The sequence below is a fragment of the Bacteroides sp. CACC 737 genome (genome assembly GCF_013874375.1).
Classification (GTDB): domain Bacteria; phylum Bacteroidota; class Bacteroidia; order Bacteroidales; family Bacteroidaceae; genus Bacteroides; species Bacteroides uniformis.
On sequence record NZ_CP059408.1, the window covers coordinates 3,774,523 to 3,791,452 of the forward strand.

At 52.9% G+C, this 16,930-nt stretch carries 7 protein-coding genes; 3 read left to right on the plus strand and 4 right to left on the minus strand.

The window, feature by feature from the left end; all coding sequences use genetic code 11:
- Nucleotides 1-25: 25 nt before the first annotated feature.
- The 4 genes from H1A11_RS15845 to H1A11_RS15860 form a co-directional block, all read right to left on the minus strand.
- Entirely contained in the window at nucleotides 26-1,609 is a 1,584-nt protein-coding gene (locus H1A11_RS15845; RefSeq protein WP_138346314.1) for a C2 family cysteine protease, read from the minus strand.
- A 32-nt stretch (nucleotides 1,610-1,641) separates the two neighbouring features.
- The gene (locus H1A11_RS15850; protein ID WP_181757435.1) at nucleotides 1,642-3,636 is read right to left on the minus strand and encodes a RagB/SusD family nutrient uptake outer membrane protein; all 1,995 of its coding nucleotides are present in this window, start codon (nucleotides 3,634-3,636) and stop codon (nucleotides 1,642-1,644) included.
- A gap of 29 nt (nucleotides 3,637-3,665) precedes the next feature.
- The gene (locus H1A11_RS15855; protein WP_138346320.1) at nucleotides 3,666-6,842 is read right to left on the minus strand and encodes a TonB-dependent receptor; all 3,177 of its coding nucleotides are present in this window, start codon (nucleotides 6,840-6,842) and stop codon (nucleotides 3,666-3,668) included.
- A 656-nt stretch (nucleotides 6,843-7,498) separates the two neighbouring features.
- Nucleotides 7,499-11,458, minus strand: a complete 3,960-nt coding sequence (locus tag H1A11_RS15860) for a helix-turn-helix domain-containing protein (RefSeq protein WP_252195231.1) — start codon at nucleotides 11,456-11,458, stop codon at nucleotides 7,499-7,501.
- Between the two features lie 307 nt (nucleotides 11,459-11,765).
- Between H1A11_RS15860 and H1A11_RS15865 the strand changes: the two genes are divergently transcribed.
- The 3 genes from H1A11_RS15865 (at nucleotide 11,766) to mutS (ending at nucleotide 16,916) form a co-directional block, all read left to right on the plus strand.
- Nucleotides 11,766-12,122 carry a cupin domain-containing protein gene (locus H1A11_RS15865; protein WP_138346326.1) on the plus strand — a complete coding sequence of 119 codons (357 nt, stop codon included), beginning with the start codon at nucleotides 11,766-11,768 and terminating at the stop codon, nucleotides 12,120-12,122.
- Between the two features lie 657 nt (nucleotides 12,123-12,779).
- Nucleotides 12,780-13,592, plus strand: coding sequence for an SPFH domain-containing protein (locus tag H1A11_RS15875; protein WP_005824816.1), 813 nt, complete (start codon nucleotides 12,780-12,782; stop codon nucleotides 13,590-13,592).
- Between the two features lie 708 nt (nucleotides 13,593-14,300).
- Nucleotides 14,301-16,916, plus strand: coding sequence for a DNA mismatch repair protein MutS (mutS, locus tag H1A11_RS15880; protein WP_005833942.1), 2,616 nt, complete (start codon nucleotides 14,301-14,303; stop codon nucleotides 16,914-16,916).
- Nucleotides 16,917-16,930 lie beyond the last annotated feature (14 nt).

Consider the following 16,930-nt stretch of genomic DNA (forward strand, 5'->3'; position numbering starts at 1 on the left):
AGAATGTTGTTTTTCGGTAGTTTATTCAGAAAGCCCGCGGTGCAAGCACGGCGCGCGGGATGCGCATGGGTACCGGTGCATACGAGGGTGGCGTATAAGGCATCATCGTGCCTTGTGAGGCGTATCCTTTGGCGGCTCCGGGCGAGCAGATGCGCAGGTCGATGATGGGCGGTATCACACCATCGTCCTCAATCTGCAGCAGTCCGTCTTCTTTGCCGTCGCTGTAGCCGCCCGAGATGAGCGGGAGTAGTCCCCAGGGGTTGCGCATCACGAAGAGGTACTTGTTCGAGGGCGGCAGCAGGAAGTTGTAGGCGTGGAAGTTCACCGACTTGTATTTTCCGTCGATGGGCTTGTCTCCGTCCTTAAATCCGCCTATCACCAGCTGGCGCTGCATCACGAGTGACACTACGGCGCGTTTCATATCCTTGCCTGACAGTACGCCGGGGGCAAACGAATAGGTGTTACCGCTTCCGGTGAGGATGGCAGCTACGTATTCCGTGGCGATGCCGTTGATGCTCGACGAGCCTTTATAGACTTGCAGCCACTTGATGAGTGCTTTCTCTATGATGGTGGCCCAGGTCACGTTGTTCGTCTTGCCCGAGCAGGCGCCCAGTTTGTTGCCGTCGGCCACGAAGTAGTTGTCTACGCACACTTCCACCGGTTTCCCCATGGGGTCGAAGAGGCTGACGGCATACGTGTTGCCTTCCTTTTCCTTCAGCATGCTCCGGATGTATTTGGGATAGGTGTATGCCAGGTCGGCCATAACAGCCAATGCGCAACAGTCTCCTATGCTATGCTGGTTGATGTCGGCAGGCAGTGGGTCGCCGAAGGGGTAGATGGAGCCTGCCACGTCAAACGTTTTCCATGCCAGTCCGTCGAATGTCTCCGGCTGTGCGGTAGCGTTTTTCAGCCATTCCAAATCTTGGGCGGATGCCTTGCGGTCGCTCTCGTGGATGGTGCCCATGGGAGTGATTTGCGAGGCGGTCTTCCCGCCTGCCAAGCGGAGCAGGTCGTCTATGTTCTCGCCCGTGCTTGCGGCGGCAGACAGAGTCCATTCGGCTATCTGGGTGCTTTCGCTTCCGGCATTTTGCTTCACGTTGAGACGGTAGTAACGGTAGGTCACGTTGTTTTCCACTTCATACTCCTTCTTCTCCTTGCGCGAGCCGAAGGTCTGGTCGCTGCGCGAGTCTATCGTCTTCCACGTCTTGCTGTCGGTGGAGCCTTCCAGCGTCCATGCCTTGGGGTCCATTTCCGGAGCGTCGTCGGCAGAGGTGAGCGAGTAGGAGAGTACGGCCACGTTGCTGTTGCCGTTCCAGGTGATGCTGAAGCTGTTGTGGCGCGTGCAGTATTTCGTGCCCGCATCTCCGTCCACTAGCTTGGCTATGGAGCAGGCCTCGGGTGCGTCCGAGTATTGTGCCACTACAGTTCCGCCGCAGGGCATGTTGCGGTTTTCCGCGGGCAGCGAGTGGTAAGGCGACGAGTTGTCGCCCTTGTTTTCTCCGCCCGGTCCATCTCCGCTGTCCGAGGAGCACGCCGGCATGCCCGTAAGCAATGCCGCCGCGCTCAGGATAGAGAAAGTGAACAATCGTATGGATTTCAGTCTTATCATCTGTTATGATTTTAGTTGTTCGTTTCTCGTTCTTATTCCTGGCTCTCTCCCGTCTCTGCGTTCCAGCCCAGGTTCTGTACCATCTTCGGGTTACGACGGATCTCCTGGTCGGGGATGGGGAAGAGGTAGTGGCGTTTGTTGAAGACACGTGTCTCGGTCACTACTTTCTCGAAGAAGGCGGGGAAGTCTGCCTTGGAATTCATGCCGTGGATGTCTCCGCCTTCACCGCCACGGTGGTAAGAGGGATAAATCCAGTCGTCACCCACGGCCATGTCGGCCACCTTCCAGCGGCGCACGTCGTAGTAGTAGTTCCATTCGTAGGCCAGCTCGATGAGGCGCTCGCGACGGATGCGCTTGTCCACGTTGTCGCGGTCGGCAGGATAGGTGAGGAAGTCGTAACCGTTGGCATCCTTGCCGCCCTTGTTGCCGTAGCCCGGCACACCGGCGCGTGCACGTACCAGATTCACTTGCTGCATGGCTCCTTCATAGTCGCCGCAGGCACTCAATGCCTCGGCATAGCCCAGATACATGTCGGCCAGGCGCAACAGGTTGGCGCAGTGCTTGCCGCTCCATACGCCGTTGATGGGAGCCATCTTGCGTACGCCATATCCCTCTACCGGGGCGTCGTGTCCGGCTTTGTTGAAGCCTGAGTTGCCGTTCAGGCTGAACACGGAGGTAATCTTGCCCTGGTTGGTGTCGTCTTTCACCCAGGTGGAGCCGTTGAAGGTGATGTTGGCATAGAAGCGCGCCTCGCGGTTTTTCCATTGTTTCAGTACGTAGTTGGGTTCGTTTTCTTTCTCGTTGCGTGCCAGGAAGTAGTTGCGTGCGGGATTCATCGGGTTATTGTAGTCCTCGGTCACGGTGTACATGTCGGCCGAGGGGATGCCGTCGTATTCCTTGTAGTCGGGGTCGTCCACAATGCGCACACCCTTGTCCGTAAAGAAGAGGTCTACCATCTCTTGCGTGGTGCCGAATCCCAGACCGCCGCGGATGGAGCTTTCGCTCGATAGGTGTGCGTGGTAGGGGGTCACTTCGTAAGTATGGTCGCTGTGGTCTGCCAGACGGATGAAAATCTGCTCTTTGTTGTCATCGCCGTAGTGTATGCCGTCTGTAACTTGGCGGTACGATTCATAGAAGTCTACTGGGCCATTGCTGCCTGATACGGTGTAGAGCTTGTACTGGCTGCCGAATTGGTTGAAGAAGTCGGCGTATGCCTGCCGTGCGGCTTCCCACTTGGCTTGTGAGTATTCTTGCGGGAAGAGCTGCTTGCCGTCTTTGTTGCGTATTTCGGCATAATCGCTGTTGCCGTTGAAGAGCGGGCTGGCGGCGTAAAGAAGTACTTTCGCTTTGAAAGCCTTGCAGGCGCCTTTGTCGATGCGTCCCAGGTTGGAGCCGTTGTAGCGGTCGGGCAGGTCTTGAGCTGCGAGGTCGAGCTCGGCAGTGATGTAGTCGATGCATTCGTCTACGGAGTTACGCTCTTTCAGCAGTTCTTCGAGCGGGGTGTCCAGTGCCAGGGCATCTTCGCCTAAGAGCACTACCGGCCCGTACATGCGGAAGAGGTAGAAGTAGTAGAGGGCGCGCAGGGCACGGGCCTGTGCTTTCCACACCAGGCGGTCGTTGGCGCTGGCTTCGGCACAGCGGTCCACGTTGGCAATGAAGGAGCTTGCCTTGGAGATGCCTTTGTAGTAATTGATGAACCAGAAGTTGATCCAGCTGGACGAAGCGTAGGTCATACCCATGGTCCACTCGTTGCTGGAATGCCAGCTCCAGGTGATGTTGGCTTCGAGCGAGGCACCGGTAACAATGGTACCCGGCTGGTCGGAGTAGTTGGTGCTGTAGCGTTCTCTGGTTTCGTCGGGCACGTAGCTGTATACGTTGTTCAGAAACTGTTCGGTTTTCTGACGGTTGGTGAAGGTGTCTTCCATGTCATACTGTTCGCCGGGTATGGCATCGAAGAAGTCGTTGCATGAGCTCAATCCTACGGACATCAGCAGTCCCAGAGCTCCTATCTTGAATATATTTTTCATGAGTTTTCTTGTTTGTTTTGACGGGTGGATTAGAAATTCACGTTCACTCCTATGGAATAGGTGCGCGAGTTGGGGTACGACGTACCGTTGTTGGTGTTCAACTCTGGATCCCACAGCTTGAACTTCGAGAAGGTGAGCAGGTTGGTACCCATCACGTAGATTCGTGCGTTCTTGATGAACGTCTTGTTAAGCCATGCCTTGGGCAAGTTGTAGGCAACGGTCATCTGCTTGAGGCGCAGGAAGCTGACGTCCTTCTGCCACCAGGTACTGGTCTTGGTGTTGTTCTCATTGGCCGTGGCACCGTATTGCAGGCGCGGATAGAACACATCCTGGTTGGTGGGGTCGTCGGCCGACCAGCGGTCACCGATGTTGTCGTAGAGGTTAGAGTAGCCCGATGTATCGGCAAAGGGGTGGATGGCGTTGCCCGAGAGGCAGCGGTCGGCCTTTGCGGTACCCGAGAAGAGGGCGCCGATGGAGAAGTTACCCATCTGCAGGTCGGCACCGAAGCCGTAGTAGATTTTGGGCACGTCGCCTTGGCCGATGAGGCAGCGGTCGTAGTCGTCGATGACGCCGTCACCGTTCAGGTCTTTGTATTTCACGTCGCCCGGACGGGATACTTGTCCCGGATATTCTTCACCGAACTGCTTGGCATGGTCCATGATTTCTTCTTCGCTGGTGAAAAGGCCTTCGGCAATCCATCCCCAGCGGCCGTTCACGTTGGTGCCGCGGCGTTCCAGCCAAGGATATACGGCTGCGGGGTCGTCATTCTCGATGATTTCGTCTTCATTCCAGGAGATGTTTCCGCGTACGGTCAGGAAGGTACTCTTGCCCAGTTGCTGCATGTATTCCAGCGTGGCTTCGATACCTTTGTTATCCACGATACCCAGGTTGCCGTAAGGCATTTCAATGAATCCTGCATAGTCGGGGATGGTGGCACGCTGCAGGAAGATGTCCTTGCGGTGCTCCTTGAAGAGGTCTACCGACACGGAGAGGTTGTCGTTCAGGAATTTCAGGTCGATACCTAGGTCTTGCTTGCGTGAGGTAGACCATCCTACGTTGGCTCCGTACTTGGAGAAGCCCCATCCGCCTACACCGTCGTTGTTCACACCGAAGCGGTAGCCGCCTGTGCTTCCCATCTGGTCGAGGTACATGAAGCGGCGGTTGGTAACGGCGTCCGTACCTACAAGACCGTCGGTATAGCGTACTTTGAAGTAAGAGACGTATTTCTGCAACGGTTGCCAGAAATCTTCGTTGGAGATGGCCCAGCCCACACCGAATGCAGGGAACAGACCGAAACGTTTCTGCGGGCTGAAGTTCTCAGAACCGTTGTAACCCATGTTCACTTCAAAGAAGTAGCGGTCGTTCCAGGAGTAGGTTCCGCGAAGGGCGATGCCTTGTTGCTTGTAGGGTAGTGAACCTACCAGGGTACCATTGTCGTCTTTGGAGAGGTTCTGGCTGGTACGGTAGTTCTTCTGGCTATAAAGGAAAAGCCCGCCTACGCGATGCAGGCCGAAGGAGCGGTCGTAGTTGAGCGAAGCCTCGAAATAAGTGCTGCGGTTATCCGAAGAAGACTGCTCGAAACTCAGTTCGTGGTTTCCTTGATAGGTACGGTTCAAGCGGTATTCGCCGTTGGCGTCGAATACATCTTCGTTCCACAAGCCGGTTTCGCTGTCTTTGGAGCCGGCAAAGTAGTAGGTGTCTTCGCGTTTCTTATAGTAGAGATTGCGTGAGTTGTTCACGTCGAAAGCTATCATGGCTGTGGCGCTCAGTCCCTTGCTCCACTTCCAGAAGCCGAGGTCTTGTGTCACGCGGATGTTGGAGTTGAGCTGATTGCGTGCTTCGTTGGTATATCCGCGGCGTGTCAGGTCGGCGTATGGATTACGGAAGTCACCGTTGGACGATATGCCGGGGACAGAACCGTCGGGCATCAACTTGGGGAAATAGACCGGGTTGATGTCCATAGCTGCCGAGAAAAGGCTGGAGGTGGACTGCTGCGGGTAGTTTCCTTGTGCGAGGTAGCCGCTGAAGCCCAGGTCGATGGTGGTGGTCTCGGTGGGTTTCAGGTTGAGGTTGGCGGTGTAATTGTAGCGGTCGTAGCGCATGTTGGCATCATAGTTCTCCATTTGTGCGGTACGTGTCAGGCCTCGTTCGTTGTAGTAGCTCAGTGAGACGTAGTAAGTGGCATTGGGCACACCGCCGCGCACGCTCATGTTCACACGACGGTTGTGGCCCAGGTCGTTGAAGAGCTCGTCCATCCAGTTGACGGCCGGATAGAGGTATTGGTTGAACATCGTGGGGTTGTCGTTCGGCAGCAGACCGTTGGCCTTCTTCGTGGCCTCGATGTACTGCGAGGTATAGAGCAGACGTCCGTTGGTGTTCATGTTCGCTTCGTTGGCGGCATCCATATAGGTATAGGCATCGGCCAGTTGGGGACGCTTGGTCAGGGTGACGAATCCTTCGTAGTAGTCGAGGTTGAACTGCGGTTTGCCCACCTTTCCCGGCTTGGTCTTGATGATAACTACACCGTTGGCGCCACGCACACCGTAAACGGCCGTGGCAGAGGCGTCTTTCAGTACGGTGAACGATTCGATGTCTTCGGGGTCGATGTTGCTGAAGCTACGTTCCACACCGTCTACCAGTACCAGCGGTTTGGTGTTCTGGTTGGTGAAGGTGGAGATACCGCGAATCCAGATGTCGGAATCGTCGTGTCCCGGCTCACCCGTGCGTTGCACGGCTACCACACCTGCCAGACGGCCTGCGATGGAGGAGGAGAGGTTGGCGGTGGGCATCTTGATGTCATCCATCTTCATGGACGACTGTGCACCTACCACGGACACTTTACGTTGGTGTCCATAGGCCACTACCACTACTTCGTCCAGTGCCGATACGTCTTCGGCAAGAATCACGTCAATCAGGGTTTTCTTGTTCACGGCGATTTCCTGCGGTTTGTATCCTACGTAGGAAATGACAAGGGTAGGATTGGCAGTAGTCAGCTTCAGGGTGTACTGGCCGTTGATGTCGGTAATGGTACCGTTGCCCGTATCTTTTTCCTGTACGCTTACTCCGATGAGGAGTTCTCCTTTTTCATCGGAAACGCGTCCTGTCACTGTTCCGCTTTGCGCGTGAACCTCCAGACAGAACGTTGCCAAAAGCGCCCATATCCATAGCGCTTTCAAGTGATGTTTTTTCATCCCAAATAAGTTCATGTTACTTTGGTTTAAAAGTGAATATTAAGGTTACAAAAAATACTCGCGTTTTTTTGCTTCGGCGGCAAAATAAGGAGTTTGCCGATAAGGAACAGTCCGTGTGGGTGACAGATTTTTGGCAAAAGCGGGTGGTCGCTGTTGAGTACAAGGATGTTCTGTAGAGTACAGTTTAAAGTAATTGTAAATAAGAGTTTTATATGTGTGTGTGTCTATATAGAGCACAAGGAGAGAACAAGGTTGTGCCTCTTTTTAAAGTCGTGTTAAGCCTGAATCGGATGTGATTTTGCTTATAATGGTATACTTATGAGTCAAATTGATTAAGTGGTACTATCTTCATTTGATTCATATCTGATGGAAAATGAACAAAAGTTTTATATTACGTTATTGGAGATTCCGGGCGGATGGATGGCAATACTTGTTTTGACAGAGTCCGGTGCTTGACGCGACAGACACTGGTGTTTGTTATAACAGACACTGGTGTTCAAGACGACGGGCACTTATGTTTGTCAGCGTAAAGGTTGGCGGTCGTAAACCTCAACTTGGCGTATTCAGGCCTTCACTTCACGATGCTCATCGTGAAAAGAAGTTTCACCGGAATCCCCGATGGACAGGGTGATGCGGAAAAAGGTGAAAGATGTGCAGGCGTGAACAGGGAACTAAAGTGTCGCTTCTTCCTTTGGCCTGTTCTTCTCCCGATACTCTTTCGGTGTCATGCCGAACATGCGTGTGAACTCTTTGTAGAAATAAGAACGGCTGGAGATGCCTACTTCGGTTATCACGTCCTGAATGGAGAGCTCCTCCTCTTGCAGCAGGCGGCTGGCCTTCTCCATGCGGTAGTTGCGGATGAGGTCGCTGAGCGACAGCGTGGAGACATCCTTCAGACGGCGATAGAAGTTGCGCGGGCTCATGTTCATGCGTTCGGCAATGAAAGCCGAGCCCAGTTCTTCCTGCTTCAGGTTGTGGGCGATGACTTGCAGCAGCCGGCGTATGAATTCCGTCTGCTCGTGGGTAGTGCAGCAGATGTGGTGTGCCAGTTCGCCCAGCTCGTCCATGTAGATTTGCTTGGCCTCGTGCTTGCCATAGATGGCCACGTACACCAGCTCGCGCAGGAAAAGGATGTCGTAGGGCAGTGTCAGATAGGAATCAGCCCACAGCACCAGTTCGCGTTGCACCGACGAGCTGACCTGCCACGTCAGCAGCGGGATGAAGGGGATGTGCGACAGCAGCGTACGGTTGCGCCGAATATGTTCCATGAAGCGCTCTTCGGCTCCTGCGTATACCGAAAGGTCGGCTATGAATACCGAAGGAAGCGAGCGGCGCATCTCTTCGAAGGCTTCTTCGATGGTGCGCACGGGCATGACGTGATAATCGTCGGCCAGCAGGTTGCTGACAAGCCACGTCATTTCGGCACGTTCTTCGAGCAGAAGGACACTTTTCTTCTCTCCTTCGGCAGATGCTTCGTGAGTGACGGGGGCAAGGCTCAGGGTGAGGCTCTGCCACGGCTCTTCGCAGTGCAGTTCGGTGTGGGTCACTTCGAGGGTAGATTGTACGAAATGTGCCAGTAGCTGTATGCCGAAGGTGGAGTCGGCACTTTTCTGCTTGGGTGGTTGGGTTTGATTGGTGAGGGCGTCATGCAAATATTTCATGCTTTTGCCCTCGCCGGTGAAGGTCAGGTACAGCCGATCTCCGTGGAGCGAGGCTTCCACTTGGGTAGGTTGGGCTCCGGTTTCTTTGGTTATCCGCAGGAAACAGTAGTAGAGGATGCTGTAGAGCGCATTCTCGTAGACCGGAAAGGTGAGACTGGAAGGGGTGGAGAGGCGGATGCCGGTGGTTGCGATCACTTGCTTGTCTAGGGTGTGCAGCACACGTTCCAGAGTTTCCTTCACGTTGACCTCGGCCGTCACGATGAAGCGGTTGGGGAAGAAGAGGTGGAATTCTTCACCCCGCAGCGTATCGGGATGCAGGAGGGCGGTCATGAGGGTTTCGCGCATGGTTTCTACGGTTTCACGCTGCTCGGCAGGCGTGAGGTTGTCGGCACGGAGGCGGTCGCAAGCCTGGTAGAGCAGTGTAAGGCGGTCCAGCATGCTGCGGCTGTAGTCCGCCATGTTGGTGGCATCCGGTTCATCGGGGCGCTGGAAGCGTGTGGTAAGGCGGCGGTACGACCGTTTGCGGTGGAATGCGTAGCCGGATATCCCTGCCACGAGCAGGAACAGCAATACATATACTGCACAAGCTGTCTTGCTCAGGTACCAGGGCGGCAGGATGCGGATGGGCAGCGAATAGTATTTGAATTCATTGTCGAAGACGTCCTTCTTATATTTTATATGGAGGATATAGTTACCTGTGGGTATGTGTGTGTAGAACGTTTCGTTGGCATTGCTGAAGGGCGACCATTCCCGGTCGTATCCTTCCAGCCGGTAGGAGTATTCGATGTCGTTGGCCGAGAGGAAGTCGGGTACGGCAAAGGTCAGCGAGAAGGAGTTTTCGCCGGCCGGCAGTTGCAGGGCCTTTCCGTTGTCGGTATAATAGTCGGACAACGCCACTTGGCGGCGTCCCAGGCTGAGCTTGCGCAGCAGTAGGTCGGGGTAGCGGTCGGGCGTGCTTTTGTCTTTCTCCTTCTTCAGATAGAGCAGTCCGTCGATGCCACCGAAGAAGAGCCGTCCGGAGTAGGGGCAACGGTAGTAGGCATCGTCGCTGAACTCGCCTACCTGCATGCCCGAGTTGTAATAGTAGGTGTGAAACGATTGGTTTTCCGGATTGTACTTCACCAGTCCCCGGTTGGTGGAGAGCCAAAGGAAGCCGTGGTTGTTCTCCAGTATGCCGTGAATCATGTCGTTCAGCATGCCTTGGCTGCGGTCTATGCAGCGTGGGGTGGCGTGCGTGGTGGGGGCGGGCAGGATGATGAATCCCGAGGTGCTGCCCACGTAGAGGTTGCCCAGGCTGTCGGCGTGTAGGCTCAGTATATCGTCTGTCGGTTTGTGGAGCAGGGACTTCAGGGAGATGACGGTATACTCGTCCGTTGTCTTGTTGAACTTTACGATGCCCTGGCCCCGGCTTCCTAGCCATAGGAGCGAGTCGCCTCCGGCTGTCATGGGGAAGAACATGGTAATTTCTTTCTGTTCGTGGAAGAATTCGTAGGGCACGACCCGTTTGGTGCGGAACAGCTTCCCGTCTCCTTCGAACGTGATTTTGCGGAAACCGCTGCCCGAGGTGGATATGTAGAGCGTGCTGTCGTTCTCCTCGTGCAGGTCGTGCACCTCGACGGTAGTATCGGAGAGATGGCCTTCCACTTGCTGCAGGGTGTGGTCGTCGTAAGAGTAGAAGTAGAGCCCCGGCGTGCCCGTGCCCAGCCAGAAACCGTTGTAATAGCGACTCTGTTTCAGTATGTAGACGTGGAATTCCCGTTCCCACTTCCGGTAGTCGGTGGCCTTCTGCCGGCCTTCGGGGGCAATCACTTCCGTTTTCTCGGGCTTGATGCCCTCGTCGTAGCGCGATATGTGCAGTAGTCCGTCGCCCTTGGTGCCGAACCAGAGGTCGCCCTGCGTGTCGGTCATGATGGAGCGCACCTGTCGGTTGAGGTTGGGTGAAAGGCTGCCGAGCAGCAAGTTGGTGGCAATGTCCTGCTTGCGCGAGTACATCAGTGCCCCTTGTCCATCGGTGCCCACCCAGAGGATGCCTTGCTGCGGGTCGTGGAAGATGTCGTAGATGCGCACGTTGCGCTCTATCATCTCTATCTCAAACTTGTGGGAGGTGCAGAGGCGTATCAGCCCATGTGTGCGGAAGGCGATGATGATGTCCTCGTGGAAGGGTACGATGCCCTCTATGTCGTCTCCATACGCCAGCAGTGAGGCGAGGTTGCGGATGTAGATTTTCGTCTTGCGCGAGAGGTCATAGAGGTAGAGGTCATGGTCCGAGTCGATAAAGCAGAAACAGTTGTTCTGGTAGAAGATGTGTCGGATGGCTTTGGGATGGAAGGCGCTCGTCACAGCGGTTGGTTTCACGGAGAGCGAGTCCTTCTCGAAGTTGTCGATGGACACTTGTATCAGCGTGCCCGTATCTTGTGGGAAGAGCCAGAAGATACCGTTGGGGGTGACGAACGAGCGGCGGTCCATGTCCTCGGTCGATACGGTAGGTGCTTGCAGTTTGACGAACCGTTCAAGGCGCGGGTTGTAGAAGTAGAGTGTATCTTGTGCAATGATCCATGTGTCTCCGTGCTGGTTGGAGTGCAAATAGTAGTCCTTGAACTCGTAGCTGCCCACTACCTTGCGGGCTGTCGGCGACAGACGGTTCACGCCCAGGTGTGTGCTGATCCAGAGGCATCCGTTGTCTGCCTGGTTGATGGCGTGGATGATGTTGTTGTTCAGTGTCTTTTCGGGCGAGAACTCAGAGCGGAAGATTTCCATGTTTCGTCCGTCATAGCAGTTCACCCCATCGTAGGTACCCAGCCACATCAGTCCTGCTGAGTCTTGGTAGAAACAGAATACGGCGCTGTGTGACAATCCTTGCTGATGGTCTATCCTGCTGAGGAAATAAGTATTGTCCGGAACAGTGTTGCCGGCTGGAGACGGCACTGCCTGAAGGAGCAGGACAATTATTAGTAGGAAGTATTTTTTCATATATATTAGTAGTATTCTTTTGGCGTTTAAAATACAAATGTAGAAAATTCTTCTTTTGGAGTCAAATAATCTTCCTGTTTGTTTGCTTTTTGTTCATGAGGCGGTTTCTGCGGGCGTGGCTGTTTCGGTGGGGGAGGGAGGGCAACCCGAAAGAGGTTAATTCACGTTAAAGTGAAAACTTCAATCCTTTGGCTTTCAATAACGGTTACATGGAGGTAACAGACTGAGTTCTAAGTGCCTTATTGTGTGACATGTGGCAGTCGCCTAACTTTGCGGCTGTAAATCAAAACATATAGGAGAAATCATTATGAAGAACTATCAGAAGGTAAATGTGCCCGCAGGCGAGGCACGTGTCGAGCTGCACGATTCATTGAATCTGACCGGTGCGGAAGTATCCATCAGTAATCTGCCGGCAGGCGGAGGAGTGCCCTTTGTGCATTCGCACAAGCAGAATGAAGAAATTTATGCCGTCCTTTCCGGACGTGGCACCATGGTGATTGACGGAGAAACCGTAGAGTTGCAGGCTGGTGACTGGCTTCGTGTGGCTCCGGCAGGAGAACGTCAGTTGTCTGCCGCTGCGGACAGTGCCATCAGTGTGATTTGTATTCAGGTGAAAGCCGGTTCGCTAGAGGGATTTACGATGGCGGACGGTGTGGTGAAGTAAGGGAGGCTCTCTCTGTCTTTGCATAGGATATTTACAGTGTTATACAGGCAATGCGGGTTTCTTGTTTCTTCGGCACCGGGGAAGGTAGAGCTTCCCGGTGTCGGAGAAATTGCCTTGAGTACATTGCTTAAGATTTCGTAAGATGGTATGAAGAAAGAACCGCTTCCGTGCAAACAGCGATATCCGTATCATTGCATCCGGTGCCACGCGTTCGGATGGTCTTGTGCTGAAGGATGTAGACCGTATTAACGGGAGTGATGGCAGTGACGGTTCCGATGGTGGCGGCGACCAGGGTGAGAACCCTTTGGGATAGTAGTCTGTAGGGCTGAAAAAGTTCCGATGATATAGAGACTGTAGGTCTCCTTTCCGTACTATGTGCGGGGGGGAGACCACGGCTCTTTCATTTAAGGGAGTTAGAGGAGTTAAAGCCAATACTTCTGTGACTACATAGACAAGAGTATCGGCTTTAACTCCTTTACTTCTAACGGAGCGGAGCGAAGTGATAACCCCTATAACTCCCTTAAATGAGAAAGCCGTGGAGGGAGGCCTTGTCTTTAGGTAATGTTCTCTCCAAAAATAACCGGATTGCCTTTCTTGAACAAACAATTATAAATATCTTTGGAGCATTATTCACTCATTAAACTAACAGAAAACACCATGAAAGTCACAAACAAATCAACAGTGAGAGTAGGCGCGGCAGGAGTCGCAGTCATTGGAATTATAGTATTGTTCTTGGTCATGTTTGCCGTGGAGCGTATTGATTCGGGACAGACGGGCATCATCGTCAATCTGGCCGGTAGTGAGCGTGGAGTAGATGATGCCAAGGTGGAAACCGGATGGGTGGTTTACAACCGTTTTGCCAAGCAGCTATTCGAATATCCTGCATTTGCGCAGATTGTAGACTACGAACCTTTCGACATTCAGGACAAGAAGGGAACCATCTTCAAGACAGACCCTACTATAGAATACTTCATTGAGCGGGAGGATGCCAAAGTAGTTTTTCTACGCTATCGCAAGACTACCGAAGAATTGGAACAGAGTGTTATCCTGACGGAAGTGAAGAACGCTTATAAGGACGTGGCAGGACTCTATGAGACGGATTCGCTCATCAACAACCGTCCGGCTTTCGAGAAGGAGGTGGAGGCATTACTGAAGGAGCGTCTCAGTACCCGTGGCTTTACGTTTACCAACATACAGTCGTCCGTGAAACCCAACGATGTGCTGCAAGCTGCCATTGACGAAAAGAATACTGCTGTGCAGAATGCCTTGAAGGTGGAGAATGAAAAGAAAGCCGCTATAGCCGAGGCGGAAAAGGTAGTAGCTGCCGCCAAGGGTAAGGCAGATGCCAACCGTATCCTTCAACAAAGCATCACGCCGGAATTGATTCAACTAAAGGCTGTGGAGAAATGGGACGGGAAATTGCCGTTGTCTACCGGTGGAAATACGTTGCCATTCCTGAAGTTGCAATGACAATCTCTATGAGACCCCATTGGCAACTTGATTCTTTTGGGGAGGTACTGATTGTGTGCGCGGATAATCACAAATAAATCAAGCGGTAAGCCATCTATCTCTCTATTTGCTAAGATTTATTCGTCCGATACTTGTTGAATTATCGTCCGACAGCCGTTGAATTATCGTCCGACAATTGTCGGACGATAATTCAACGGCTGTCGGACGAATAAGTTTTAGTAAGCAAGAATTTAAAATGCAGTATTGCAGGAATTGTTGCTTAAATAGGGAATGTAGTAAATGGGAGACAACTGTTGCTCATCCTTGTTGGGATCGCATGAACAAGGTTTTCAAGAAGATAAAGGGCGTTTCGCCGAGTGAATATGTACTTTTGTAAGGGAAAAGGGGAAAGATACGAAAGGTATGGGCATAAAAAAAGGAGTACCGCTGTACTCCAACCTTTGTTAACCTTAAATCTAATACTATGAAAAACACATTGCAAAGGTACGAACTTTTTGCTTATCTCCAAATAAAGCAAATAAAAAAGACTGTTTTATAACATGTTTTAGGGAAATGCGTCTCTTTGTTAAGGCTTGCTAAGGTTTTGAAGCCTCTCCGTGGCTGTTTTCTAAAAAAGAATTATCTTTGTCACATTAAGTTTTGGGTCTTACTTGACGATTTCCTGCTCTCTTGGCTCAAAGCTTTGGAAATTAAAAATTAAAGACTTGTATGCACGAAGATATTGTCCTTACCCCGATGATGAAGCAGTTCCTCGACTTGAAGGCAAAGCATCCCGATGCTGTCATGCTGTTTCGTTGTGGTGACTTCTATGAAACCTATTCCACCGATGCCGTCGTCGCGTCCGAAATCCTCGGTATTACCTTGACCAAACGTGCCAATGGCAAGGGGAAAACCATCGAAATGGCGGGTTTCCCGCATCATGCGCTCGACACCTATCTGCCCAAGCTGATACGTGCCGGCAAGCGTGTGGCCATCTGCGACCAGTTGGAGGACCCGAAGCTGACGAAGAAACTGGTGAAGCGCGGCATCACGGAGCTGGTGACGCCGGGAGTTTCCATCAACGACAATGTGCTGAACTACCGGGAGAACAACTTCCTGGCTGCCGTGCATTTCGGTAAGGGTGCCTGCGGTGTGGCTTTCCTGGACATATCTACGGGCGAATTTCTGACGGCGGAAGGACCTTTCGACTATGTGGACAAGCTGCTGAACAACTTTGCCCCCAAAGAGGTGCTTTTCGAGCGTGGCAAGCGGCTGATGTTCGAAGGAAACTTCGGCAGCAAGTTCTTCACCTTCGAGTTGGACGACTGGGTGTTTACCGAGACATCTGCCCGCGAAAAGCTGCTGAAGCATTTCGAGGTGAAGAACTTGAAAGGCTTCGGTGTGGAGCATCTCAAGAACGGTATCATCGCTTCGGGAGCCATCCTGCAATACCTCATCATGACGCAGCATACGCAGATAGGGCATGTCACTTCGCTGGCACGCATCGAGGAGGATAAGTATGTCCGCCTGGATAAGTTCACGGTGCGCAGCCTGGAGTTGATGGGGTCGATGAACGACGGTGGCAGTAGTCTGCTGAATGTGATAGACAAGACCATCAGCCCGATGGGTGCCCGCCTGCTGAAACGCTGGCTGGTATTCCCGTTGAAGGACGTGCAGCCGATTAACGAGCGGCTGAATGTGGTGGAATACTTTTTCCGCCAGCCTGATTTCAAAGAGTTGATAGAAGAGCAGTTGCATTTGATTGGCGACTTGGAACGCATCATCTCCAAAGTGGCGGTAGGGCGTGTCTCTCCGCGTGAGGTGGTGGCGCTGAAGGTGGCTTTGCAGGCGATAGAACCCATCAAGGCGGCTTGCATGGATGCCGATAATGCCAGCTTGAACCATATAGGCGAGCAGTTGAATATCTGCCAGTTTATCCGCGACCGCATTGACCGGGAGATAGACAATGACCCGCCGTTATTGATTAATAAGGGAGGTGTCATCAAATCCGGTGTCAGTGCCGAGCTGGACGAGTTGCGCCGGATTGCCTACTCCGGCAAGGATTATCTGTTGCAGATACAGCAGCGCGAGAGCGAACTGACAGAGATTCCCAGCTTGAAGATAGGCTACAACAATGTCTTCGGCTACTACATTGAGGTGCGCAACACGCATAAGGACAAGGTGCCGGCAGAGTGGATACGCAAACAGACCCTTGCCAATGCCGAGCGCTATATTACCCAGGAATTGAAGGAGTACGAGGAGAAGATTCTCGGCGCGGAGGACAAGATACTGGTACTGGAAACACAACTCTATGCAGAGCTGGTACAATCTTTGAGCGAGTTCATTCCTGCCATTCAAATCAATGCGAACCAGATAGCACGGTTGGACTGCCTGCTCTCCTTTGCCACAGCGGCGCGCGAGAACAACTATATACGCCCCGTCATTGCCGACGACGACGTGCTGGAAATCCATCAGGGACGGCATCCGGTCATTGAGAAGCAGCTCCCCATCGGCGAGAAGTATATTGCCAACGATGTGATGCTGGACAGCCAGACGCAGCAGATTATCATCATTACGGGTCCCAACATGGCGGGTAAGTCCGCTTTGCTGAGGCAGACGGCGCTGATTACGCTGCTGGCTCAAATCGGCAGTTTCGTGCCTGCGGAGAGTGCCCATATCGGTTTGGTGGATAAGATATTCACCCGTGTGGGTGCCAGCGATAATATTTCCGTGGGCGAGTCTACCTTTATGGTGGAGATGAACGAGGCGGCGGATATATTGAACAACCTTTCTCCCCGCAGCCTGGTGCTGTTCGACGAGCTGGGACGCGGTACTTCTACGTACGACGGTATTTCCATCGCCTGGGCGATTGTGGAGCATATCCATGAGCATCCAAAGGCGAAGGCACGCACCTTGTTTGCCACGCACTACCATGAGTTGAACGAGATGGAGAAAAGCTTCAAGCGTATTAAGAACTACAACGTTTCGGTGAAGGAGATAGATAACAAAGTCATCTTCCTGCGCAAATTGGAGCGCGGTGGCAGCGAACACTCCTTCGGTATTCATGTAGCCAAAATGGCGGGTATGCCCAAAAGCATCGTGAAGCGTGCCAATGACATTCTGAAACAACTGGAAACAGACAACCGCCAGCAGGGGATTTCCAGCAAACCGATGGTGGAAGTGGGAGAGACACGCGGTGGTATGCAGCTCAGCTTCTTTCAGCTCGACGACCCGGTGCTGTGCCAGATACGCGATGAGATACTGAATCTGGATGTGAATAACTTGACGCCGCTGGAGGCGCTGAACAAGCTGAATGATATTAAGCGGATAGTGAAGGGAAAGTGATTTTTACTTATAGG